19 protein-coding genes are annotated in these 22,536 nt (G+C 67.1%); 8 read left to right on the forward strand and 11 right to left on the reverse strand.

Annotated elements, in window-relative coordinates; genetic code table 11:
* Positions 1-2,049 (forward strand): S1 family peptidase, encoded by a 2,049-nt coding sequence (locus tag AC50X7_RS11285; protein WP_494979078.1) that lies wholly within the window; start codon positions 1-3, stop codon positions 2,047-2,049.
* 59 nt (positions 2,050-2,108) lie between these two features.
* Here AC50X7_RS11285 and AC50X7_RS11290 read toward each other — a convergent pair whose 3' ends face one another.
* Positions 2,109-2,555 carry a PaaI family thioesterase gene (locus AC50X7_RS11290; RefSeq protein WP_494979079.1) on the reverse strand — a complete coding sequence of 149 codons (447 nt, stop codon included), beginning with the start codon at positions 2,553-2,555 and terminating at the stop codon, positions 2,109-2,111.
* 158 nt (positions 2,556-2,713) lie between these two features.
* On the opposite strand from AC50X7_RS11290, the gene paaZ reads away from it, so the two are divergent.
* Positions 2,714-4,825, forward strand: a complete 2,112-nt coding sequence (paaZ, locus tag AC50X7_RS11295) for a phenylacetic acid degradation bifunctional protein PaaZ (RefSeq protein ID WP_494979080.1) — start codon at positions 2,714-2,716, stop codon at positions 4,823-4,825.
* 156 nt (positions 4,826-4,981) lie between these two features.
* On the opposite strand, the gene AC50X7_RS11300 is transcribed toward paaZ, so the two are convergent.
* The 5 genes from AC50X7_RS11300 to AC50X7_RS11320 all read right to left on the reverse strand — a co-directional run bounded on the left by AC50X7_RS11300 (position 4,982) and on the right by AC50X7_RS11320 (position 8,995).
* The gene (locus AC50X7_RS11300; RefSeq protein ID WP_307094042.1) at positions 4,982-5,272 is read right to left on the reverse strand and encodes a hypothetical protein; all 291 of its coding nucleotides are present in this window, start codon (positions 5,270-5,272) and stop codon (positions 4,982-4,984) included.
* Between the two features lie 22 nt (positions 5,273-5,294).
* Entirely contained in the window at positions 5,295-6,407 is a 1,113-nt protein-coding gene (locus AC50X7_RS11305) for a S1C family serine protease (RefSeq protein ID WP_494979081.1), read from the reverse strand.
* Positions 6,408-6,502: 95 nt separating this feature from the next.
* Positions 6,503-7,126, reverse strand: coding sequence for a TetR/AcrR family transcriptional regulator (locus tag AC50X7_RS11310; RefSeq protein ID WP_494979082.1), 624 nt, complete (start codon positions 7,124-7,126; stop codon positions 6,503-6,505).
* Positions 7,127-7,176: 50 nt separating this feature from the next.
* Positions 7,177-8,538 carry a phenylacetate--CoA ligase PaaK gene (paaK, locus tag AC50X7_RS11315; protein ID WP_494979083.1) on the reverse strand — a complete coding sequence of 454 codons (1,362 nt, stop codon included), beginning with the start codon at positions 8,536-8,538 and terminating at the stop codon, positions 7,177-7,179.
* Positions 8,539-8,545: 7 nt separating this feature from the next.
* Positions 8,546-8,995: a hotdog fold thioesterase gene (locus AC50X7_RS11320; RefSeq protein WP_494979084.1), complete on the reverse strand. Its 450-nt coding sequence runs from the start codon at positions 8,993-8,995 to the stop codon at positions 8,546-8,548.
* Between the two features lie 200 nt (positions 8,996-9,195).
* Here AC50X7_RS11320 and pta point away from each other — a divergent pair, with 200 nt between their 5' ends.
* From pta to AC50X7_RS11340, 4 genes are all read left to right on the forward strand, one after another.
* Positions 9,196-11,265, forward strand: coding sequence for a phosphate acetyltransferase (gene pta, locus AC50X7_RS11325; RefSeq protein WP_494979085.1), 2,070 nt, complete (start codon positions 9,196-9,198; stop codon positions 11,263-11,265).
* 82 nt (positions 11,266-11,347) lie between these two features.
* Entirely contained in the window at positions 11,348-14,086 is a 2,739-nt protein-coding gene (locus AC50X7_RS11330; protein WP_494979086.1) for a winged helix-turn-helix domain-containing protein, read from the forward strand.
* A 190-nt stretch (positions 14,087-14,276) separates the two neighbouring features.
* The gene (locus tag AC50X7_RS11335) at positions 14,277-14,966 is read left to right on the forward strand and encodes a hypothetical protein (protein ID WP_494979087.1); all 690 of its coding nucleotides are present in this window, start codon (positions 14,277-14,279) and stop codon (positions 14,964-14,966) included.
* Positions 14,963-15,214, forward strand: coding sequence for a DUF8691 family protein (locus AC50X7_RS11340; RefSeq protein WP_494979088.1), 252 nt, complete (start codon positions 14,963-14,965; stop codon positions 15,212-15,214). The genes AC50X7_RS11335 and AC50X7_RS11340 overlap by 4 nt, the downstream gene beginning before the upstream one ends.
* Here the strand turns inward: AC50X7_RS11340 and AC50X7_RS11345 are convergent.
* Entirely contained in the window at positions 15,211-15,510 is a 300-nt protein-coding gene (locus AC50X7_RS11345) for a hypothetical protein (protein WP_494979089.1), read from the reverse strand. The two genes, AC50X7_RS11340 and AC50X7_RS11345, sit on opposite strands and share 4 nt — an antisense overlap.
* Before the next feature lie 138 nt (positions 15,511-15,648).
* Here AC50X7_RS11345 and AC50X7_RS11350 point away from each other — a divergent pair, with 138 nt between their 5' ends.
* A complete protein-coding gene (locus AC50X7_RS11350) occupies positions 15,649-16,815 on the forward strand; it encodes an acetate kinase (protein WP_494979090.1) in 1,167 nt (388 codons plus the stop codon).
* A 67-nt stretch (positions 16,816-16,882) separates the two neighbouring features.
* Positions 16,883-17,464 (forward strand): GNAT family N-acetyltransferase, encoded by a 582-nt coding sequence (locus AC50X7_RS11355; protein WP_494979091.1) that lies wholly within the window; start codon positions 16,883-16,885, stop codon positions 17,462-17,464.
* On the opposite strand, the gene AC50X7_RS11360 is transcribed toward AC50X7_RS11355, so the two are convergent.
* The 4 genes from AC50X7_RS11360 to AC50X7_RS11375 are packed head-to-tail and all read right to left on the reverse strand — an operon-like array spanning position 17,448 to position 22,094.
* The gene (locus AC50X7_RS11360; RefSeq protein WP_494979092.1) at positions 17,448-18,644 is read right to left on the reverse strand and encodes an NAD(P)/FAD-dependent oxidoreductase; all 1,197 of its coding nucleotides are present in this window, start codon (positions 18,642-18,644) and stop codon (positions 17,448-17,450) included. The two genes, AC50X7_RS11355 and AC50X7_RS11360, sit on opposite strands and share 17 nt — an antisense overlap.
* A 4-nt stretch (positions 18,645-18,648) precedes the next feature.
* Entirely contained in the window at positions 18,649-18,855 is a 207-nt protein-coding gene (locus AC50X7_RS11365; RefSeq protein ID WP_387549592.1) for a hypervirulence associated TUDOR domain-containing protein, read from the reverse strand.
* An 8-nt stretch (positions 18,856-18,863) separates the two neighbouring features.
* Positions 18,864-21,323: a zinc metalloprotease gene (locus AC50X7_RS11370; protein ID WP_494979093.1), complete on the reverse strand. Its 2,460-nt coding sequence runs from the start codon at positions 21,321-21,323 to the stop codon at positions 18,864-18,866.
* A gap of 6 nt (positions 21,324-21,329) precedes the next feature.
* Positions 21,330-22,094 (reverse strand): peptidoglycan-binding protein, encoded by a 765-nt coding sequence (locus tag AC50X7_RS11375; RefSeq protein WP_494979134.1) that lies wholly within the window; start codon positions 22,092-22,094, stop codon positions 21,330-21,332.
* Positions 22,095-22,536 lie beyond the last annotated feature (442 nt).

The raw sequence follows: 22,536 nt of genomic DNA on the forward strand, positions 1-22,536 counted from the left end.
GTGCGGCGTTTCCTCGCCACTGGAGCGGCTGCGGGAGTCCTGGCGTCCTCTGCCTATGCAGCAGGCCCGGTCTGGGCGGCGGATGAACCTGTGCCGGAAGCTTCCGGCGTGGCCACGGATGGCCTCTCCGCGGCTGCCCTTGACGACGCGGTGGTGCGGGACCTTGGGATGACTCCGGCCGAATTCATTGCAGCGGGGGAGCTGGGTAACCAGGCGGCGAAGGCTGTCGCTTTGTTGCGGGACGTCCCGGGCTACTCGGGGACACGGCTCCAGGACGGACGGATCGTTGTGTCCGGTTCCGGCGCGGAGTTGCTGGCGGAAGTGGCCGTGCTCGCCGGCAGCATCCCGAACCTGGCGGTGGAGGACCCCGCTCAACGGCGCATAGCCGGACCCTCAGAAGCGGCCGCTGCGGAACCCCAGGGCACCGAGTTGGCCATCAGCACGGAGCAGCTGTTCCAGGCCTACGTCCGCGAAGTGGGTTTGAACGGCCTGCAGGCCGTGGTGACCTCCGGTGGGAAGTTCGTCATCCGGACTGGCACCCTCAACGCACCGGAGTCGTCGGCCGATCCGGCTGCTGGCCCGGTTGATACCAGTGCCGCAGTGGACGTCACTGCCCCGGCCGGTTCCGGCAAGAAGTCGGCGGCTGAGTTCGTGTCCCGTTACGCCAACGTGGAGCTCGACGGCGGCGCTCCGCTCGTGCCCGAAGAGGACGTTCCCGGGGGAGTCGGCTACATCACCGACACCGGTTGGATCTGCTCCACGGGTTTCTCTGCCTTTGACCCTGCAGGGCTGCCTGCGGTCCTCACGGCGGGCCATTGTGCTTCTGACGGTGCAGCCAAAACGGCTGACCTGACGCTTCAAGGCGTGCCGGTCGGGCTGCTGGGCAGGTTTGGCTTCAGCCAGTTTGGCGGTCCGGGTAATTCAAGGGTGCTGGACCCCAACACCGCAGCGGGCCCGGACCACATGGCGGTCACTGACCCCGGCAACGTAGGAACCGATATTGCGGTGGTTGGGTCCCTCCGCTCCGGCGTGGACCCGCTCCCGGCAGCCAGCACCTGGGGCGACGCCTCGCAGCCGGAACCTGACGTCAAGATCATCGGCACGGCCGAACCTGTAGTGGGGACGCAGGTCTGCCGTTCGGGCAGGACCTCGGGCTGGTCCTGCGGCAAGGTCGATGCCGTTGGGATTTTCCTGGTCGGAGGACCCGCTTATGCTGCAGACCCTAACGATGTGCGAGCCTTCCGTGGGTTCCTCTCGTACGGTGTCCAGTCCAGCGGTGGCGATTCCGGCGGGCCCTACGTCAGTGGAAACTACGCCGTGGGAACCCACGCTGCCGGGGATACTCCAGATGAGGATGGCAACGTGATCAATTTCGCCGTTGCCGCGACCCTCCAGGAGAGCATGAAGGTGTTGCCCGGATACCAGCTCGAGCTCTTCCTCAATAAGCCTGTGGTTTCGACCCCGGCAGCGGGAGCACCATTCGAGCCGGGGCAGGAAATCAGCGGGAACGTTCCAGCCGCACCGGCATCTGCGGTTGCTGCCGGGTCGGAAGTCCGTATCACGCTCCAGGGGCAGGAACCTTTCAAAGTCCCCCTGAGCGCAGACGGCAGCTGGAGCTTTCCCGCCCCCCAAGGCGAAGGAACGCTCCGGTTTACGGCCGAAACGGTTAACGGATTCAGCACTTCCGGAACCAGCAGCTTTGAGCTCAGACAAGCTTCCTCAGCTGAACCGGAGCCCACTGGGACTGCTTCAGAGGAGCCTTCCCCCGTTGAATCAGGCCTTCCAGCCTCAGCTCCGGCACCTGCACCGGCCGCTCCGGCACCAGCCCCTGCCCCGGCTGCCCCAGCCCCGCCCGCAGCGCCAGCTCCCACTGACGGCACAACCGCCGTCGTCGTAACCCCTACGGACGCCGCGCCTCCCGCTGACCTGGCCAACACCGGAGCCGCCGCGCTCGTCCCGGCGGCAGGCGCTGCCGCAGCAGCCATTGCCGCCGGCGGGCTGCTGATGATGCTGGTCCGCCGCCAGAGGCAGCACAGCACCACCGAATGAGCTATCAGTTATCGTCGCCAAAAGCGGGCGATAAGAGCCTTATCTGATAGGGCAACGCGTTATTTGTGGCGCCGCATCAGCAGGTTGGTGATGCGCATGGTGCAAAGCCGCTGGCCTGTTTCATTAGTGATGATCACCTCGTGCGTGGTGAGGGTGCCGCCCAGGTGGATGGGTGTCGCGGTGATGGTCACCTGGCCCTCGCGCGCGGAGCGGTGGTGGGTGGCCGAGACGTCCACACCCACCGCCGTCTTGCCCAAGGTGCTCGCGTGGATCACGGCCGCCCAGGACCCGACTGCTTCGCCCACGGCAAGCGACGCTCCGCCGTGCAGCAACCCGAAGGACTGCCTGTTCCCCTCCACAGGCATGGTGGCCACCACACGCTCCACCGACTCCTCCAGGATCTTCACGCCCATCTTCTCGTCGAGCTCACCGAGGGTGATCTTCCACAGTTCGTGCGCATCCGGGTGGTTCTCCACAGCTGCATCCTTTGGGGACGGGGCGCTCATAAGTTCTCCTTCTGGGTGACCATTTCCGGGTGGCTTTTTCAAGCCCGGCCTTCTAGTCTGCACCGCGGCCTTTCATGTATGGTGAATATATTACCGAACGGACGGTCAGTAATCACTGGCCGCCTTTGTATGTCCCATGTTGGAAGGACCCGTCAACGATGACCACCACTGCCACAGCTCCCCAGGCCACGGTCGACACCGTGGAGACAGTGCCCAGCTTCATCATGGATGCATGGTGGACGCCCGACGACGGTTCCACGGGTTCCGCTGTCCCCGTGCGTGACGCGAGCACCGGGGAGATCCTGGCCAAGGTGAGCACGGAGGGGCTGGATCTTTCAGCGGTCGTCGACTACGGCCGCACCACTGGCCAGGCGGAACTCGGCCAGCTGACCTTCCACCAGCGTTCCCTCAAGCTCAAGGAGTTGGCGCAGTACCTCCACGCCCGGCGCGAACACTTCTACTCCTTCTCTGCCCAGACCGGCGCCACCAAAGTGGACTCCATGATTGACATCGACGGCGGCATCGGCGTCCTCTTCACGTTCGGCTCCAAGGGCCGGCGCGAACTGCCCAACTCGCAGGTGGTGATGGACGGACCCATGGAGGTGCTGTCCAAGGACGGATCCTTCGCCGGCGAACACATCTACACCCGCATTCCGGGCGTTGCCGTGCAGATCAACGCCTTCAACTTCCCGGTATGGGGCATGCTGGAGAAGTTCGCCCCGGCCTTCATCGCCGGGGTTCCCACCATCGTCAAGCCGGCCACTCCCACCGGGTACGTGGCGGCCGCCGTGGTCAAGGCGATTGTTGAATCAAATATTCTGCCCAAGGGCTCGCTGCAACTGATTTCCGGCTCCGTCCGCGGGCTGCTGGACGTGCTCGACTACCGCGACCTGGTCGCCTTCACGGGCTCTGCCACCACTGCGCTCTCCCTGAAGTCCCATCCCAACGTTGTCCAGGGCGGCGTCCGCTTCACCTCCGAAACTGACTCCCTGAACGCCGCCATCCTGGGCCCGGACGCGGTGGAGGGCACGCCGGAATTCGACGCCTTCGTCAAGTCCGTCGTTACTGAGATGACGGCCAAAGCAGGGCAGAAGTGCACCGCCATCCGGCGCGCCATCGTCCCCCAGGAGCTCGTTCCCGCGGTCTCTGCTGCCATCGGCAAGCGCATCTCCGAACGGATCGTCCTCGGGGATCCGCGGGCGGAGGGCGTCACCATGGGCGCGCTCGCGTCGGTGGAGCAGCTTGAGGACGTGCGTGCTGCCGTCCAGTCAATGCTCGACGCCGGCGGTGAGCTTGCGTACGGAACGCTCGATTCGCCGTCGGTCACCTCTGCCGACGGATCCACTGGGGTTGTGGATGGCGGCGCCTTCATGGCCCCCGTTCTGCTCAAATGGCAGGACCCCGAGGCGGAGGAAGTCCACTCGCTGGAGGCGTTCGGCCCCGTTTCGTCGGTCATCGGGTACAGGGACATTCCCGACGCCGTCCGCCTCGCCGCCCGCGGCAGCGGCTCGCTGGTCGCCTCGGTGTGCACCAACGATCCCGCCATCGCGCGGGAACTCGTCACCGGGATCGCCGCCCACCACGGCCGCGTCCTGATGCTCAACCGCGAGGACGCCCGCAGCTCCACCGGGCACGGCTCGCCCGTGCCGCACCTGGTCCACGGCGGCCCCGGCCGGGCAGGCGGCGGCGAGGAACTGGGCGGCATCCGCTCGGTGATGCACCACATGCAGCGCACCGCGATCCAGGGCTCGCCCAACATGCTGACCGCCGTCACCGGCGTCTGGCATGCCGGCGCGGACCGCAACTTCACCCTTGAAACCGAGGGCACGCATCCGTTCCAAAAGTCCCTGGCGACGCTGCGGATCGGCGACGCCGTCCGGTCCGAGCTGCGGCAGGTCATGCTGGAGGACATTTCCGCGTTCGCCAACTCCACCGGGGACAAGTTCTACGCCCACACCAACCAGGAAGCCGCGGAAGCCAACCCGTTCTTCCCGGGCATCGTGGCGCACGGCTACCTGCTGCTCAGCTGGGCGGCGGGCCTGTTTGTGGAGCCCGCCCCGGGCCCGGTCCTGGCCAACTCCGGGCTGGAAAACCTGCGCTTCATCACTCCGGTGGCGGGAGGCGACTCGATCCGGGTGACCCTGACCGCCAAGAAGATCACCCCGCGCGAAACCGACGAGTACGGCGAGGTGGCCTGGGACGCCGTGCTGACCAACCAGAACGATGAGATCGTTGCCACCTATGACGTCCTCACCCTGGTAGCAAAGTAGCCCCAACCCCCGCTCACCTTTCCTGGCGAAGGTGGGCGGGCGTTTGGGTCTGGGCGGCCGGGTACGAACTCCAGGACCCGCCGAAAGCGGTAGGGGTGCCCCGGATCAACCGGGACGCCCCTACCGTCGTTTCAGGCCCGTTTTACGCCAGAAGTGTCAGGATTCGGCGCCGTTGTGCAGCCCGTCGTCGCTGCTGTCGTCCGACGGCGCTGCCCCGGTCTGGTCTGAAAGGTCCATGTTGCCGCGGGCCTCGTCCATGGTGGGGCCGCCGGCGGGAACGCTGTAGGTGTCCGGGCGGATGCCCTTGGCCTGTTCTTCGATCAGTGCCTGCTCCTCGCTGAAGCGGATCGCGTTGGCCTCGTCTCCGGCGTCGCCGGGGATGTCCTCGCGGACTTTGGAGGGATCCGGTGTGATGAATCCGGCGTTCGGTTCTTCCTTGGGGCTCATTGTCTAACCTTTCTCTCGGGTACTACTGTGTTGGTCGGTTCGTGAGGTCCGCTTTGATGTCCAGCGTCTGGTTATCCCGCCGGACTTTGAAGCCGACGGTATCGCCGGGGTTGCGGTTCCGGAGTTCAGTAAGGAGCTTCTCCGGTGCGTTGAGCTCCACCCCTTCCATGGACTCCAGGACATCGCCGGGGCGGATTCCTGCACGTCCGGCGGGCCCGTCCTCGTCAACGGACAAAACTACGACGCCGGTGGTCGCGTCGATGCCCAATTGGTCCGCGATCTGCGGTGTCAGCTGGGACGGAGTGAGGCCCAGGTAGGCGTGCTCGGCGGTGCCGTCCGCCAGCAGTTCCTCTGCCACCTCCACGGCGGTTGCGGCAGGTATGGCGAAGCCCAGCGAGACGGCTCCGGCAGACGGCGGGATGTACGCCTCGCTGATGCCGATGATCTCGCCCCTCATGTTGATGACCGCACCCCCGGAGTTGCCGGGGCTGATGGGCGCGTCAGTCTGGATCAGGTCCACCAGGGAGAGGCTGTTGGAGGCGGAACCCGGGATGGAGCGGTGGAGTCCGGAGATGATGCCAGCGGTGGCAGTATTCTCGAAGCCCAGCGGGGAACCCAGCACCAGGGCACCCTCTCCCACGCGGGGCAGGGTGGTCTGGTAGGCGGGCTTGGGCAGGCCGGTGCGTTTGGCCTGGACCAGGGCCAGGTCCGTGACAGGATCGGTGGCCCGCACTGTACCCTCCACCCGCTGGCCGTCGGCGAAGCCCACCTCCACCGTGGTGTTGCCCCTGATCACATGCTCGTTGGTGAGGATGAGGCCGTCCTCCGAATAGACCACGCCGCTTCCCAGCCCGCCGCCTTTGGTGAAGATGGTCACCACGGACGGGGAAAGGTTCGCCACCAGATTGGGGATGCCGCCGGCCGCGTCAGGGGCCGGAGCGGAGTTGCCAGCGCCGGGTGAACCAGTGGCGCCCGGCGACGCGTTGCCGTTTGTCCGCGCGGTGGTTTCGCCCGGCGCCGGTGGAGTGGGTGAGCCGGTGCAACCTGTGAGGGCCAGGCACACCGCCAGCACCACGCCTGCTGCTGCGTGCGCACGGAGCGGACGGCAAAAGCCCTGGCTGATGGTGGTGCTCATGGTCGACCTCCTGCGGATGCTGGCTGGTCCTATCACCGTAGCCGGGGAGCAATGGAAATACCAAGCACGCTTAGTATTTTGGTCCCGGGAGGGGCTTAGGGCTGGGAGTGAAGCCCGTCGAACGCCATGGTGATGACGTCGTCGGCAAGCCTCTCAGGCGAGAGGGAGCCGCCCGGCTTGTACCATTCCACGATCGAGTTGATCATGCCGAAAAGGAGCCGGGTGACGGTCCGGGGATCAATGTCCTGGCGGAGCGAGCCCTCGTCCCGGGCGTTGGAGATCAGCCCGGCCACCTTGTGGTCAAAGGTGCGGCGCCGTTCCAGGGCGTCCCGTTCAATCTCGGTATTGCCCCGCAGCCGCAGGAGCAGCGTGACGAACGGCAGGCGGTCCACCAGCACGGCCACGGTCTGCCGGAGCACGAACTCGAGCCGGGCATCGGCTGCGCCGGAGGTGGCCTCGGGCGCTTCAAGGATGGCTTCGAGGCCTCCGAGTGCGTGGTCCAGGGCGAGCTTGAGGAGGTCGCCCTTGGACGGCACGTGGTGGTAGATGGCGGACTTCGAAATGCCCAGGTTGTCCGCCAGGATGCCCATGGATGTTGCGTCGTAGCCGTGCCGGTTGAAGACGTCGACGGCGATGCGCAGCACCGACTGCTGGTCGTATCCGGGCCGGCCGCGCTTGGCGCCGGCGGCGGAAGTGGCTGTTTCAGTGGTGCTGGGCATGGTGCCTAGTTTCTCATGAACGGTCAGTCAGTCTGCGTGGGCTGATGCTGCTAGCCCTTCGGCCGCAGGTCGTAGATCCGGCGCAACTTGCCGTTGGACCGTTCGAGCGAACCTGGCTCCACCACGTCCACCGAGCACGAAGAACCCACATGGATCTTAATCTGCTCCTTCAAGGTGCGCGCCGCCGTCGTGCTCTGCTCGGAGGTCACAGCATCCCGGCGTTCGATCCGGACGGTCAGCTGATCCATCCGCTGGCCCTCGGGGCGGGTGAGTTCGAGCTGGAAGTGCGGGCTGAGCTCGGGGATGCGGAGGGCGATCTCCTCGATCTGGGACGGGAAGAGGTTTACGCCGCGCAGGATGATCATGTCATCGCTGCGGCCGGTGATGCGGCCCATCCGGCGGTGCGCGGGGCGGGCCGTGCCGGGCAGGAGCCGGGTGAGGTCCTTGGTGCGGTACCGGATGATGGGCAGCGCTTCCTTGGTAAGGGACGTGAAGACGAGTTCGCCGTGTTCGCCGTCGCGCAGGACGTTCTCCTTACCCACCACGGGGTTGAAGGCGTCGATGATTTCGGGGCGGAAGTGGTCCTCCCAGATGTGGCTGCCGTCCTGGGTCTCCACGGCCTCACCGGCGACGCCCGGGCCCATCACCTCGGAGAGGCCGTAAATGTCGCAGGCCTTGATGTTCATGGTGACTTCGAGTTCGTGCCGCATCTCCTGGGTCCATGGCTCCGCGCCCAGCACCGCGAATTTCAGGGAGGTGGAGGCGGGGTCGATGCCCATGTGCGCCATGGCGTCGGCGATGGTCAGCAGGTAAGTGGGGGTGGCCAGGATGGCATCAGGCTTGAAGTCCTGGATCAGCTGGATCTGCCGTTCGGTCTGCCCGCCGGACATCGGGATAACCGTGCAGCCGAGGGCTTCGGCGCCGGCGTGGGCGCCCAGGCCGCCGGTGAACAGCCCATAGCCGTAGGCGTTGTGGACCTTCATGCCGGGCCGAATGCCGGAGGCGCGGAAGCTGCGCGCCACAAGTTTGGCCCAGTCGGCCAGGTCCTGCTTGGTGTAGCCGACGACGGTGGGCCGGCCCGTGGTGCCTGAGCTGGCGTGCACGCGGGCTACTTCGCTCTGCGGCACGGCGAACATGCCGAACGGGTATTCCGCCCGCAGGTCGTCCTTGGTGGTGAACGGGAAGTTGCCCAGGTCGGTGAGCTCGCGCAGGTCGCTGGGGTGGATTCCGGCGTCGTCGAACTTGCGCTTGTACAGGGGCACGCGCTCATAGGCGTAGGCCACGGTGTGCTGCAGGCGGCTGAGTTGCAGCGCCTCGAGTTCGTCGCGGGAGATGGTTTCTTCGCGGTCCAGTGCGACGTCGGGTGCGGTGGTGCCGGCGGAGGTGGGGGTTTCGGGGGCGTGGAGGGTCATGGTTGTCCTACTTCTTGGGAATGGTCCGGCTGCGTCCGCGGAACTCGGCGATGAGTTCGCCAGGGGCCTGGGAGCCGGCGTCGGCAGCGAAAATCTGGATGTCGTACAGTCCGCTGCGTCCAGCGCTGGAACGGCGGTCGGCGACGGCGGTGATCACCTGGCCGCGGTAGGCGGGCTTGAGGAAGTTGATGTCGACGCCGGCGGCTACGGTGATGTTGTTCTCCTCGCCGGGTGCCGGGTGGACCGGGTTGCAGGCCATGGCGAAGGCGGAATCCGCGAAGGCGAAGATCATTCCGCCGTGCGCCATGCCGAAGCCGTTGAGCATTTCCTGGCGGAGGGTCATCCGGATGGTGGCGTGCCCGTCGCTGACGGCGAGGACTTCGATTCCCATCCAGATGGAGGCGTAGTCGTTTTCCAGGATGGGGTGGATGGCCCCGGACACTGTTGTTTCAGCCATGCGTCATTGCCTCCAGCTTTATTTACCGAATGTTCATTAGGTAATCCCATGAGGGGGTCCGGTGTCAAGGGCATCTCCTTCCCGCGAGATGGCATTTCACGGCAGTCCCGCGGCCGGACATTGCCGCGAAGTGCCATCTCGCGGGGCGGGAAGTGCAAGGATGGAGGACCGGCACCAGCAGACCAGCAAAAGGGCGGACCATGGCCAAAAGCATCTACGTCAGCGCAACCACTCCCGGATCGGGCAAGTCCCTTGTGGCCCTGGGTTTGGCGGACACCCTGCACCGCCACGCGGACAGGATCGGCTTTTTCAAACCCGTAGTCACCGGGCCCACGGCCAAGGACGATCCCATGGTGGCGCTGATGAAGTCAAGGTTCGCCCTGGAGGATGAGCGGTGCCGCGGCGGCCTCACCCACGAGGAGGTCCGGTCCCTGCTCGCCGAAGGAAACCGCGAGGAGATTGATTCCCGCTGTGTGGAGATCTTCGCCGACATTTCCCGCCACTGCGACGTGGTGATTGTGGAGGGCACGGACCTGACCGGCCAGGATGCCGCCGTCGAATTCGACCTCAACGCCCGCCTGGCCAACAACCTGGCCGCCCTCGTAGTGGCCGTGGTGGGCGCCAAGGGGCGGACCGTGGCGGAGGCGGCGGCCGCCGTCGAGGTTGCCCGCAAGGAGCTCGCCGCCGAGAAATGCGCGCTGCTGGCCATCATGGTGAACCGCGCAGATCCGGAGGACGTCGAGGCAATCTCCGCCGCCGTGAAGCCCGGCGCCTCCAAGCGCCCCGTGTATGTCCTGCCCGAGCTGGAAGAGATTGCCCGCCCCACCACCGGCGAAGTGGCTGCGGCGCTGGGGGTGCGGCAGATTGCGGGCCGGGCGGACATGGAGCGGGACGTGAAGGACATCAAGGTGGCGGCCATGAACGTGGGCAACTTCCTGAATGTGCTGGACGAGGGCGCCCTGGTGATCGTGCCCGGGGACCGCGCCGACGTGATGGTCGCGTGCCTGGCATCCTCCTTCTCGCCAGAGTTTCCCGTGGCTTCAGCGCTCATCCTCACTGGCGGGCTGGCACCGGACGCCAACATCTACCCGCTCCTGGCGCAGGCGCCGTTCCCGGTGTTTGCCGCCACGGATGACACCTACACCACTGCCCGCCGCGTCTCCGAGGTCCGGAGCGAGATCTGGTCCGGGCACCGCCGCAAGGTGGCCTCGGCGCTTGGGCTCTGGTCCCGCACCGTGGATGAGGCCGAGCTGGTGGAGCGGCTGCACCTGCCGCGGGCTGAACGGATGACTCCGCTGCGTTTCCTGCACGACCTCATCGAGCGGGCCCGCGGCCAGCGCCGCCACGTGGTCCTCCCCGAGGGGACGGATGTACGGATCCTCCGCGCCGCGGAAATCCTGTACCGCCGCGACGTCTGCGACCTGACCGTCCTCGGACCGGAAACGGACATCCGCGAGCTTGCTGCCACCCGCGGCATCGATCTCTCCGGGATCAACATCGTGGATCCCGCCACTTCGGACCTGCGGCAGAAGTTCGCCGAGCAGTACGCAGAGCTGCGGGCGCACAAGGGTGTTGACGTGCCCAAAGCCTTGGAGATCATGCAGGATGTCAGCTACTTCGGCACCATGATGGTCCAGCTCGGCGTGGTGGACGGGATGGTGTCCGGTGCCGCCCACACCACCGCCCACACCATCCGGCCGGCGCTGGAGTTCGTGAAGACCCGGGAAGGCGTGAAGATCGTGTCCTCGGTATTCCTGATGCTGATGCCGGACCGGGTGCTGGTCTACGGCGACTGCGCAGTGAACCCGGACCCGAACGTGGAACAGCTGGCGGACATCGCGCTGGCCTCCGCCGAGACCGCTGCTCAGTTCGGCGTGGAGCCGCGGGTGGCCATGCTGTCCTACTCCACCGGCGGCTCGGGCTCGGGGGAGGCGGTGGACGAGGTGCGGCAGGCCACCGAGTTGGTGCGCGAGCGCCGCCCGGACCTCGCCGTCGAGGGCCCCATCCAGTACGACGCCGCTGTGGACGCCTCGATCGCCGAGTCCAAAATGCCGGGCTCTTCTGTGGCCGGGCAGGCCACCGTGTTCATCTTCCCGGACCTCAACACCGGCAACAACACGTACAAGGCGGTGCAGCAGAGCTCCGGTGCAGTCGCCGTCGGGCCGGTCCTGCAGGGGCTGCGGAAGCCGGTCAACGACCTCTCCCGCGGCTGCACCGTGGAGGACATCGTGAACACCGTGGCCATCACCGCCATCCAGGCGCAGGCCTGACGCTCCCCGTCGCCGCAAGGCTCAGGGAGGACGGACGACGGCGGCAGCAGGCTTGGGTGCCGTCGTCGCCTAGGGTGATAACATGGACCGTGCGTTCCTCGCGACGAAACTGTACGTCCCCGCGCCGAGGCGCGGTTTTGTGGCCCGGCCGAGGCTGCGGGAAAAGCTGCGCAGTGGCGCCGATTCCGGCCTGACACTTGTGTCCGCTCCGGCAGGATTCGGGAAGACAGCCCTCCTTGCCGACTGGATTGCCACCACAGCCGGCAATGACCGCTCCGTTGCCTGGCTTTCCCTGGACGCGGGAGAGAGCGAACCGGCCGCATTTTGGGGTTACGTCGTTACGTCACTCCAAGCCGCTGTGCCCGGTGTGGGGCGGACCGCCTTGGAGCTTATCGCTTCTCCGCCCCTTGCTACCGAGCTTGTCCTCACCGCCCTGGTGAACGACCTCTCGGCCGTGCCCCACGACGTCTGGCTGGTACTGGACGACTATCACACGGTGGACAACCCGGAGACGGGCGCCGGGATGACCTACTTCCTGGAGCACCTGCCGCAGCACGTCCATGTTGTGGTGAGCACCCGCTCCGACCCTGGCCTGCCCCTGTCCCGCTGGCGGGTGAAGAGGGGCCTGGTGGAAATCCGCGCCGCTGACTTGCGGTTCACTCCTGAGGAGGCGGCGGCCTACCTCAGCGACGTGGCAGGGCTGGAACTGGCCGCGGCGCAGGTTTCCACGCTTGAACAGCGGACCGAGGGATGGATCGCGGCACTTCAGCTGGCCGCACTCTCGCTCCGGGACCGGGACCGGGAGGACGCCGCCGGCTTTGTTGAACGCTTCGCCGGGGACGACCGGTACGTCGTGGACTACCTGGTGGACGAGGTGCTGGAGCACCAGCCGGACGACGTCCGCAGTTTCCTGCAGCACACAGCGATCCTCGACCGGCTTACCGGGCCGCTCTGCGATGCCGTGACAGGTCATGAAGGCGGCAGTGCGATGCTCGTCAACCTGGAGCGCGCCAATCTGTTCGTCATCCCACTGGATGACCAGCGGGAGTGGTACCGCTACCACCACCTCTTTGCCGACGTGCTGAGAGGGCGTCTGTTCAGCGAGGAGCCAGGGCAGATTCCACCCCTGCACCAGCGCGCGAGCCGCTGGTACGAGGCACATGGCCACGAAGCCGACGCCGTCCGGCACGCCCTCGCCGGACAGGACTTTGACCGCGCGGCACAGCTGGTGGAGCTCGCTGTGCCCGGGCTCCGGCGCAACCGCCAGGACGCCGTGTTGTTCGGCTGGCTCAAGGCGCTGCCCGAGGCCGCCATCCGGCGCAGCCCGGTGCTGAGCGTCTTCTTTGGCGCCATGCTGATGGCCTCCGGGGATCTGGCCGGGGTGGAGCCGTGGCTGGCTGCCGCGGAGCGCGGACTCCCGGAGGGGGCGGCGCCTGCCGGATCCGTTCCCGGGCCCGGGAACCAGGAGGTCAGGACGCTGCCGGCCACCATCGCCACTTACCGAGCCTCCCTGGCGCAGGCGCGGGGAGATGCCGAGGGCACGGCGGCCTATGCCCGGCAAGCACTCGACCTTGCCCGCCCCGAGGACCACCTGGCGCGTGGTGCCGCTGCCGGCTTGCTTGGGCTTGCCGCCTGGGCGGACGGTGACGTGCAGGGAGCCCTGGAGATATTCACGCAGGCGGTCGCAAGCCTGCACGCCGCCGGCAATCTGTTGGACGAGTTCAGCAGCACGGTGATCCTCGCGGACATGTGGCTTGCGGCAGGCCGGCCGGGGGAGGCACGCCGGCTCTGCGAGAACGCGCTGCAGCAGGCCAACCGCCGGGGCGACTCCATGCTGCGGGCGGGCGCCGAGTTGCACGTGGCCCTCAGCGAGATCAGCAGGCAGGCCGGAAACGGAAACGAGGCCAGGCGGCACCTCGATGCAGCGGCGGTGTTCGTCGAACGGGGGCCAATGGCCGAAAGCCGCTACCGGTGGTTCGTGGCCAAGGCGCTGGTGGCCCAGGATGAGGATGACCCGGATGGCGCCATCAGCCACCTGGAGCAGGCGGAGCAGCTGTACCGGCCGGGCTTCTTCCCGGACGTGCGCCCCGTCCCGGCAGTGAGAGCCCGTATGTGGGTGCGCCAGGGCAAGCTGTCCAAGGCGGCCGGCTGGGCACGGGAGCATGGCATCACTGTCACAGGCGACGGCGGCTACCTGAAGGAGTACAGCCACCTCACCCTGGTGCGATTGCTGATCGCCCAACAGTTGGCGGGCGCCGATGCCACCGAAGGCGCCGTCGAAGATGCCTTTGGCCTGCTGGACCGGATGGCTGCCGGCGCCGCCGAATCCGCCCGCGCGGGCAGCATGGTGGAGATCGCCATGCTCCAGGCCCAGTTACACGCGGTGCTGGGCCATCGCCGCCAGGCGCAGGAGGCGCTCGCCGCTGCGCTGGCCGCCGCGCCGGAACCGGACGGGTACGTGCGGCTGTTCCTGGACGAAGGCCCGCTGATGGTGGAGCTGCTGCGGGAAGCAGCGCACGGAGCAATGCACGACGGCGTTGCTGCCGCCCGCGCCCAGCGGCTGCTCGGCCTGGCTGCCCCTCCACCCACGGCACCTGCCGGCCCCCGGGACCACCCGCCGTCGGACGTTGACCCCCTGAGCGAACGCGAACTGCAGGTCCTTCGGCTCCTGGACAGCGAGCTGAACGGGCCGGAGATCGCCCGCGCCCTGTTTATTTCGCACAACACGCTGCGCACGCACACCAAGCACATCTTCACCAAGCTCGACGTGACCAGCCGGCGGGCGGCAGTAAGCCGGGCACGCGACCGCGGCCTGCTGTAGGGCCGGCGGCTGCAGCGCCGGCTGCTCCAGCGCCGCTGCTGTCAACGGGCCGCTGGATCCGGCCCGGGGTTCACCCCGCTGGTCACATCATCGGGTGATGCCTGCTCACCCCGTTGGTCCCTACCTTGGAGTTATCCGGCAGCGTCAGCCGGAAATCCCAAGCGCCGCAGCCACCGACAGGAACCCTGACATGTCCATCAGCACCACCAAACTCACCCGCTGGGCCGGCCTGTCCGCCGTCGCAGCGGGCCTGCTGTTCATCGCCGTTCAGATCAACCACCCGCACCTGGACGCGGAGTTCGCCACCACCACCGAGTACACGGTCCGCCAGACCCTCAAGGTCCTGATGAGCGGGCTGTCCCTGATCGGCATCACCGGCATGTACCTGCGCCAGGTTAAGCAGGCCGGATTGCTGGGCCTGGTGGGGTACCTCGTGTTCGGCGCAGGCTACCTCATCATGACCAGCGTCGAGGTCATCGGCGCGGTAGTCCTTCCAACGCTCGCCCGCACCAACCCCGGCTACGTCAACGACGTCTTTGCCATGGTCCTTGGGGAACAGGTGAACGGCGACACCGGCCTCTTTCCGGTCCTGAACATCGCCTCGGCACTCACCTTCCTGGGCGGCGGACTTCTCTTCGGCATCGCCCTCTTTCGTGCTAAGGTGCTGGCCCGTTGGGCTGCGGCGCTGCTCGCCATCGGATCCGTGGCAACCCTCGCCATTCCGCTGCTGCCCCAGGTCAGCGAACGGCTGTTTGCCATCCCCACCGGCGTCGCCCTAATGGGCCTGGGGTACTCGCTGTGGAGCGGGCTGCGTACACCGGCAGCCCTGCCGCTGTCCGGCACTGCCGGGCCGGCCGTTGCACCGGAGGCCGTGAGGTGACTGTCCCCACCCGGTACGGGATCCGCATCGGCGGGCACCTCGACCAGCGCTGGTCTGCCTGGTTCGGCAACCTCACGCTTACCCACGAGAGCGACGGCACCACAATGCTCAGCGGAGCCGTCGCCGACCAGGCGGCGCTGCACGGCCTGCTCACCAAAGTCCGGGACCTCGGCGTCGTCCTTCTCTCCGTGGAGGCGTTGGACGCAGCCGACGGCGGCACCCGGGTGAGTGCCGCCGCTGGGAGTTAGGCGTCGCTGCTGTCCGGCCTGGCCAGGCTGTCCGGATCCTCCTGCTGGGCCGGTTCGTCGGACAGGCCCTCCGGGGTGAGGTCGAGGTCCTCCAGGTTCTCCGGCGCTTCCGGGGCATCCCCTGTCTCGCCGGCCTTGGAGGCTCCGGTGTCGTCCAGGGCCGGGTTCGCGCCCTCCACTCCGGTGGGGTCCTTCGTCCCGGAACCTGCGCCTCCCTGGGCTTTGAGCGCAGCGGTGTTGCCGGATCCCGTGTCGGTGGGTTTGTTTTCGTCGTACGAAGTGGGCTCGTTCGTCATGGAAATGTCCTCTCGGGCGTGGTCCAGCCTGTCCGCCGACTCTAGGCACAGCCCGCTCCCTTCCGCAAGGAAACCGTGCGGCACCGGGGCAACCTATAGTGTGGTTTGAACTGCAGAAGCCAGGCTCAGGAGGCCCGCATGCTCGTGCTCGTCATCAATTCCGGCTCGTCCTCGCTCAAGTACCAGGTGCGCGATGTTGCTGCCGGGAGCGTGCTCACGGAGGGACTGATCGAAAAGATCGGCCAGGGCAACGGCGGTGACGGTGACGGCGAAATCGTAGGCCCGCGGGACCATGCCGAGGCGCTGGAGCAGGTGGACGCCGCCATCCACCAGGAACTCGGCGACCTGGAATTGGCCGCGGTAGGGCACCGCGTCGTGCACGGCGGCGAGCGGTTCGCTGAGCCGGTGCTGATCGACAACGAGATCACCCGTGCCATCGAGCGCCTCAACCCGCTGGCGCCCCTGCACAACCCCGCCAACGTGCTGGGTATCCGCGCCATCACCAAAAAGTGGCCCGAGATGCCGCAGGTGGCTGTTTTTGACACGGCGTTCCACCGCACCCTTCCCGAACACGCCTGGCGCTACGCCGTCCCTGACGAGCTCTACACGAACCACGGCATCCGCCGTTACGGCTTCCACGGCACGTCCCATGAGTACGTCACCCGCCGGGCGGCCGCACTGCTGGACCTACCCGTTGAAGAATTCGACGGCGTCATCGCCCACCTGGGCAACGGCGCCTCCGTCACGGCAATCCGCGGCGGCCACTCGGTGGACACGTCCATGGGATTCACGCCGCTGGAGGGCCTGGTGATGGGAACCCGCTCCGGCGACCTGGACCCCTCCATCCTGGTCTTCCTGGGCCGGGCCGGCTGGACGCCGGAGGACATCGACACCATGCTGAACCGGGAATCCGGGCTGAAGGGCCTGGCCGGCAACAACGACATGCGCTCGGTGGTGGAAGCAGCCGAGGCCGGCAACGCCAAGGCGGCCACCGCGCTCGAGGTCACCTCGTACCGGCTGGCCAAGTACATCGGCGGCTACCACGTGGCCGTGGGCGGGGCCAAGGCACTTGTGTTCACCGCCGGGATTGGCGAGAACTCGCACCAGTTCCGTGCGCTCGTGGCCGAGAAACTGGGCGCCCTTGGCATACAACTCCACGCCGGCCTGAACGCCGAGCGGTCCAAGGAACCGCGCGTTATCTCCACGCTTCAGTCCGCCATCCCCGTCCTGGTGGTTCCCACTGATGAGGAACGGGCCATCGCGGAGGTGACAGCCGCCGTCGTATCCTCATCGACTGCTCCGTAACGGCCCTTTTGGTCAGTCAAAACGGCGCTTATGGAGCAGTCGATGCGGAATGACGTAGCCTCGGTCCATGCCTGACATCACCCTGCCGATCCGCACCGAGCGGCTGATCCTGCGCCGCTTCGACGGCGGCGACCTCGACGCCTTCCACGCCTACCACTCGCTGCGTGAGACCGCCCGCTTCCTGCCGGGGCCGGCGAAAACCTACACGCAGTCGATGGAGCGGGTGGGCCGGTACGCCAACTTCGTTTTCGAGAAGGAGGGCGACTGGGTGGCGCTTGCCATCGAGGCAGCGGACGACGGCGGGCTGCAGGGTGAGGTGGTCCTCAAATGGCTGCCGGGGTGCGGGCAGGGCGAAGTGGGCTGGACCTTGGCCCCGGGCGGCAGGGGCAAGGGCTATGGCACGGAAGCCGCGGCGGCGATGCTTCGGCTCGGCTTCGAGGAGCTGGGCATGCACCGGATCGAGGCACGCCTGGACGAGCTCAACACGGCGTCCGCGGAGCTTTGCTGCCGCCTCGGCATGCGTCAGGAGGCGCGGCACGTGGACAAGTGGCACTACAAAGGCCAGTGGGCCACCGAGCTGATCTACGCGGTCCTGGCCGACGAGTGGCGCGTCGACCAGGCAGCGAAGGCAGCTAAGCCCGGCCCTTGAGAATCAGGTTCCAGTACACCTGCGGGAAGATGTCCCGGTCCACCACCCAGGACAGCTTGCTCTCGTTCCAGGTGGGAACACGCGGGATGGTGGGCATGGGCCGGTACCGGTCATCGAACTCGGCAAACACCACCGTGTTGCGCGAAACCGTGAACGGGCACACCGAGTAGCCGTTGTACTTGGCCGGCAGTGGCTTTCCCTTACGGGCAGCCACCAGGTTCTGGGCCAGCACCTTCGTCTGCTTGCGCAGGGCGCCGCCGGACTTGGAGTTGGTGGTTCCGGCAGCGTCCCCCAGCGACCAGACGTTGTGGAACCGGAGGTGCCGGAGGGTCTGCCGGTCCACCTCCACAAAACCACCTGTGTCATCCGGTGCGGGCAGGTTTGTCGCCTTCAGCCAGTCCGGGGCGGACTGGGGCGGGACGGCGTTGAGGACGTCGTAGTGCAGGTTTTCCCCGGCGCCCGATTCGGTGTTCCGGATGGTGGCCTTCTGGCTGGCAGCATCCACGGACACCAGTTCGCTGTTGGTCCGCAACTCGATGCCGTACTCCGCGATTTTCCGGTCCAGCTCGCGGTCCACCTCCGCCACCCCGAACACGGTGGGATAGGGCTGGACCATCACCACGCGGATCTTGTCCAGTACGCCCTGTTCCCTCCAGTAGTCGCAGGCGAGGTACATCGGTTTCTGGGCTGCGCCGCCGCACTTGATGGGACCGGCGGGCATGGTGAACACTGCGGTGCCGGACGTCAGCCCGCTCAGCAGCGTCCAGGCCTTCGGTGCCAGCTCAAACTCATAATGTGAGGCGCCGCTCGGCGAGTATACGGCTTCGGCAAGGCCGGGCACATCGTCCCAGTCGTACTGCAGGCCGGGGCACACCACCAGCTGCCCGTACGCCACGGTGCCGCCGGAAGCCAGGGTGACCAGGTTCGCGTCGGTGTCCACGCCCGAGGCGGAGTCACGGATCCACGTGACGCCCTTCGGGATCAGGGGTCCCTGCGGCCGGACGGCTTCCTTGGCTGCGGCCCTGCCCCCGGCGATGTGGGAGAACAGCGGCTGGAAGAAGTGGTGGTCCCGGGGTTCGATGAGGGCCACGTCCTTGACGCCGTAACGCTCCAGCCGGGCGGCCAGGGAGATCCCGGCGTTGCCGCCGCCGATGATGACAACTTCGTGCTGGGCGGCCACAGCGCTACTTCTTTTCCGTCAGGGCGGAGGCCTTGTGTGCTGCCCGCGCGCCGGTCTTCGCCGACTCCACCACGTACTGGGGCTCATCCTTGCTGGCGCGGTGCGTGTGGCCGTCCAGCTCGAAATCGCTGGTTTTCTTCTCCACAATCTTGCCGTGCGTTTTGCCCTGCGGCGTGTTCCATTCCACGGACGTTCCCTTGCTCAACGACATCTGCTCTCCTAGCTGGGGTTTGCGGTGGGTAGTGGTTCAGCGGCGGGGGCCGTGCCCCCAGTATCCGCCGTTGGGGCCGGCGTCTCAACGGGTGCGTACGACGCCGGTGCCCCACCGGGGGCGGGCTGCGTCGCCGGGGCGGTTGCGGCCCCGGCCCCTGCCGGAGCGGGTGCTGCGGGCGCCGTCGCAGGTGTAACCCCGGAAACCCCCGTCCCGGTGGGCGCTCCGCTGGGTGCTCCGGCCGGCGCAGTTGGAGGCGGGGCGGTGTTCGTTGAGGCGGGCACGGGCGTTGCCGCGGTTTCTGTGGCGCTCGGGTCGGCCTTGATGATGGCCGTGATCTGTTCCTTGTACGCGGCCAGCCGGGCCTGGATTTCCGAGAGCGGTACATTCTGTATGTTCCGGCCGTACTCTGCGATTTCCGCCCAGAGCGCCGTCAGTTGCTCCATGCCCGCTTCGCTCAGGGGGCCGTCCAGCGTCAGGACGAGTTGGCTGGCCAGTGCATAGGTGAGGCATTCGACGCAGTTGTAGTTGGCAGCGGCCGAGAGGTTTTCCGGGACCACAACATCCGCCTGCCCCACGATGAGGACCACCTGGAAACCCACCGCCACGGCGGCGCAGCCGGTGCAGTTGGCAAAGGCGTAGGCCTCGTTCCGGGTGTCCACGGGTTCGCCGTCCTCTGCCCAGACCAGCGCGAAGGCCACGTTGTAGGTGACCGAGCCGTCGGTGGTGTTCACTGCAAGCGCCTGGTTGCCGTCCTGTTCCGGGGCCGCCGGCCGGTCGAACGGGAATACCCAGGACGGGGCGGTGGAACCGGCAGTGGCGGCAGCGTCTGGAGAAGCGGCCGGGGATGAATCAAGTCCGGCGCCCGGCGAGGCCTCCACCGGAACCAGCACCAAGCTCAGCTGCGGGTTCTCCCGGGTTGGCTTGGCGGCACCTTCGGGCCACAGCGCCACCGTCCTCCCGCTGCTGCCCTCCCGCAGGACGGTGTCCGCTGCTGGAAGGACCGACGTCGTGGCGTCCGCCAGGGTCCCGCGTTCGTAAGGCTGCACCGGACGGTACGTCCCGCCGTCGGGCCACCATGCCCAGGCGAGCCCGCCCAGCAGTACCGCCACAACGCTCATGGCGGCAGTGCGCTGCAGGATCCTGCCGCGGGTCTTCTGCCAGAGCCCGGTGACCAGCTGCCTCAGCAGCCGCAGCAGGATATAGAGCATGCCCAGCATGGGAAGGGCCACGGCCACGATGGCCAGGACGCGCACGGCGGCCCCGGCAATATCCCCGGCGGAAAGGCTGTCGGCGAGCAGTCCCTGCTGTCTAACGGCGCTGCTCCATGCCGTGGCCAGCAGCCGCGGCAGGGCAAGCACCATCATGGCCAGGCTGAACAGCAGCAATGGCACGGTGACCAGCACCCACACCGTCACCACTGCGCGTGCCCAGGGTTTGAGGACCTTGTTCTCCGGCTTTCCCCACCGCCAGGGAAGCAGGCCCAGCAGGACGGGCTTGATGCGCTGGAAGAGGTCGGGAACGCCGGTGGCATCGGCCAGGATGTGGTACCCGTCGAACCTGACAAGGGGGAGCAGCTGCCGGACCATCTGCAGGATCTGCGTGACCACCACCAGCAGCAGCGCATCAAAGCCGGTGGCCCACCAGAACGCCATGATGGCCACCGCAACGATCGCGTTGAAGTACAGGCCGCCGAAGTCTGTCCGGAGCCGGCCGCCGCGGCCAAGCCGGTACGAGTCGGTGACGTCCGTGAAGAACGCCGGCCAGATCAGGTACAGTCCTGCGCCCATGGCACCGGGCGTGGCTCCGCCTTTGCGCGCCGCGGCGGCATGGCCGAACTCGTGGAAACCGGCGGAGATGATGGTGATGGCAAAGATCAGCAGGAGCAGGACAGGGTTCTCGAACGCCTCATGCGTAGCCGAGCCCAGTCCCTTCACCATGAGCACCCACCAGCACGCGGCCAGGAACGCCGCGGTCACTGCCAGCACGATCAGCGGGTTGAACAACACCGCGAAGGGCGCGGTGATTTTGCGGGTTCGCTCCGGATCCGTCACGGTGTAGCGGAAGCGCATGCCCAGCAGCGGGTCCGCCTTCCGAACCTCCGGCTGGGACCCGTCCGCGAGCCGGAGCAGGCCCAACGGCAGGAGCTGAGAGTTGATCAACGTGCGCACGTTCTCCGCGCTGACGAGCCTTCCGGAACCCGCGCTGGCATGCTGCGCGATCTCCTCCAGGCTCCGCTGCCCGTCCACTGCCTCCAGCACCAGGTAGAGCAGTGGCGTCAGCTGGAGGGTCTGGCCGTCCGCACGGCGGACCAGTGAAGGCGCCTCGCGGTAGCCGGACCCCTCCGCCCTGCCGATGAGTTGGACGCCGTCGGCCCGCGCGGGAACCTGCGGTGGGCGTTCGGCAACGGGGGCAGCGGACGACGGCGGGCCGGCCTGGGGGCGCGGCCCGCCGCTGGCGTGGGTCATCTGTGCTTACTGCTCGAGGTCGGACTGCTGGTCGGCAGAGGCGTTGGCTTCGCCCTCGATGTTCTGGGTGATGATGGCGTCCTGCTCGGCCACGGCATAGGCCTGGCTGTCGATGGAGCCGATGTTCGCGGCCACAGCGGCGTCTATCGGTGCAGCGACGTTCGCGTTGGCCGCCACCGCGCCGTTGATCGGGGCGGCGATGTCCGCGTCGGCGGCGAGGTCCACGTTGACGTTGAGCAGGTCCCCGTCTAGAGCGGCGGCGGGGTCTGTTGGCAGCGCGCCGACGTCGGGCAAGGAGCCGACGTCGGGCAAGGCGCCGCCGAGGCCTTCCTCGGGCACGATTCCGTCCGTGGATGTTCCGTCGGGGAGGAGGCCGCCGGCGTCGGCCGTGGTGCCGGCGGCGTCCGCTTCGGTGCCGGTGGGAGTGGTGCCGCCGTTGTCAACGGTGTCGTTGCCCTGGTTGATGGTGCTGTCCTGGGTGGATTCGGCGTTGGCATCGGCCACAATGCCCTGCTCGATTATGACGCCCTGGTCCGCCAGTGCCTGCGCGTCCGAGCCGTAGGAGAGGATGTTGGCGGAGGCTGCGGCGTCAATCGGCGCGGCCACGTTGGCGTTGGCCGCAACGGCGAGGTCGATGGGTGCTGCCGCGTCAATGCCCAGGTCCAAATCCGCATTCAGGTCCAAGACAGAGGCAACTTCCTTGTCAGGCAAAGCCGTTGCCTGCTCCGCAATCAGTTCGTCGTCGGTCAGGGGACGCATTTCCTGTTCCATGCTCACGCAAACCTCCAGTGTGGCGCGGGTTGTCTACCCCCAGTGGGCAGCCCGACGCCAACTAATAGTAAGCATGATTATGTTTTTTTGAAATCAGTATTGAGGCTGTTCAGGCCCCGCGGCGGGTTTGCTGGACGTTGCGATGCCGTCCCCACCGGCACTCGGATCGGCTTGGATGATCGTGAGGATCTGTGCCTTGTAGGCTTCATCCTCGCCCAAACCAGTGCGAACTCCGCCGTCGCTGTGCTGCCGGGAAACCCTGATCACGTCAACCTCAACTTCCGGCGCGGGTTGATCTGCCCCCCAGCGGACAGCACAACGTCAGATGTGAGTACGCATGGCTGGCTTGTTTGGATACGGGCGCCGCGTGGCCCGCCCATCGATTGCTCCGTAACTGCCGTTTTACGGGCTCAAAACGGCAGTTACGGAGCAAAGGATGTTC

This window comes from Pseudarthrobacter sp. Hb11 (assembly GCF_059383655.1).

Bases quoted from the DNA above. Each gene is read 5' to 3' on its own strand.
- AC50X7_RS11290 (WP_494979079.1), bottom strand. From the start codon at position 2,555: ATGAGCGCCCCGTCCCCAAAGGATGCAGCTGTGGAGAACCACCCGGAT.
- paaZ (WP_494979080.1), top strand. From the start codon at position 2,714: ATGACCACCACTGCCACAGCTCCCCAGGCCACGGTCGACACCGTGGAG.
- AC50X7_RS11300 (WP_307094042.1), bottom strand. From the start codon at position 5,272: ATGAGCCCCAAGGAAGAACCGAACGCCGGATTCATCACACCGGATCCC.
- AC50X7_RS11305 (WP_494979081.1), bottom strand. From the start codon at position 6,407: ATGAGCACCACCATCAGCCAGGGCTTTTGCCGTCCGCTCCGTGCGCAC.
- AC50X7_RS11310 (WP_494979082.1), bottom strand. From the start codon at position 7,126: ATGCCCAGCACCACTGAAACAGCCACTTCCGCCGCCGGCGCCAAGCGC.
- paaK (WP_494979083.1), bottom strand. From the start codon at position 8,538: ATGACCCTCCACGCCCCCGAAACCCCCACCTCCGCCGGCACCACCGCA.
- AC50X7_RS11320 (WP_494979084.1), bottom strand. From the start codon at position 8,995: ATGGCTGAAACAACAGTGTCCGGGGCCATCCACCCCATCCTGGAAAAC.
- pta (WP_494979085.1), top strand. From the start codon at position 9,196: ATGGCCAAAAGCATCTACGTCAGCGCAACCACTCCCGGATCGGGCAAG.
- AC50X7_RS11330 (WP_494979086.1), top strand. From the start codon at position 11,348: ATGGACCGTGCGTTCCTCGCGACGAAACTGTACGTCCCCGCGCCGAGG.
- AC50X7_RS11335 (WP_494979087.1), top strand. From the start codon at position 14,277: ATGTCCATCAGCACCACCAAACTCACCCGCTGGGCCGGCCTGTCCGCC.
- AC50X7_RS11345 (WP_494979089.1), bottom strand. From the start codon at position 15,510: ATGACGAACGAGCCCACTTCGTACGACGAAAACAAACCCACCGACACG.
- AC50X7_RS11350 (WP_494979090.1), top strand. From the start codon at position 15,649: ATGCTCGTGCTCGTCATCAATTCCGGCTCGTCCTCGCTCAAGTACCAG.
- AC50X7_RS11355 (WP_494979091.1), top strand. From the start codon at position 16,883: ATGCCTGACATCACCCTGCCGATCCGCACCGAGCGGCTGATCCTGCGC.
- AC50X7_RS11365 (WP_387549592.1), bottom strand. From the start codon at position 18,855: ATGTCGTTGAGCAAGGGAACGTCCGTGGAATGGAACACGCCGCAGGGC.
- AC50X7_RS11370 (WP_494979093.1), bottom strand. From the start codon at position 21,323: ATGACCCACGCCAGCGGCGGGCCGCGCCCCCAGGCCGGCCCGCCGTCG.
- AC50X7_RS11375 (WP_494979134.1), bottom strand. From the start codon at position 22,094: ATGGAACAGGAAATGCGTCCCCTGACCGACGACGAACTGATTGCGGAG.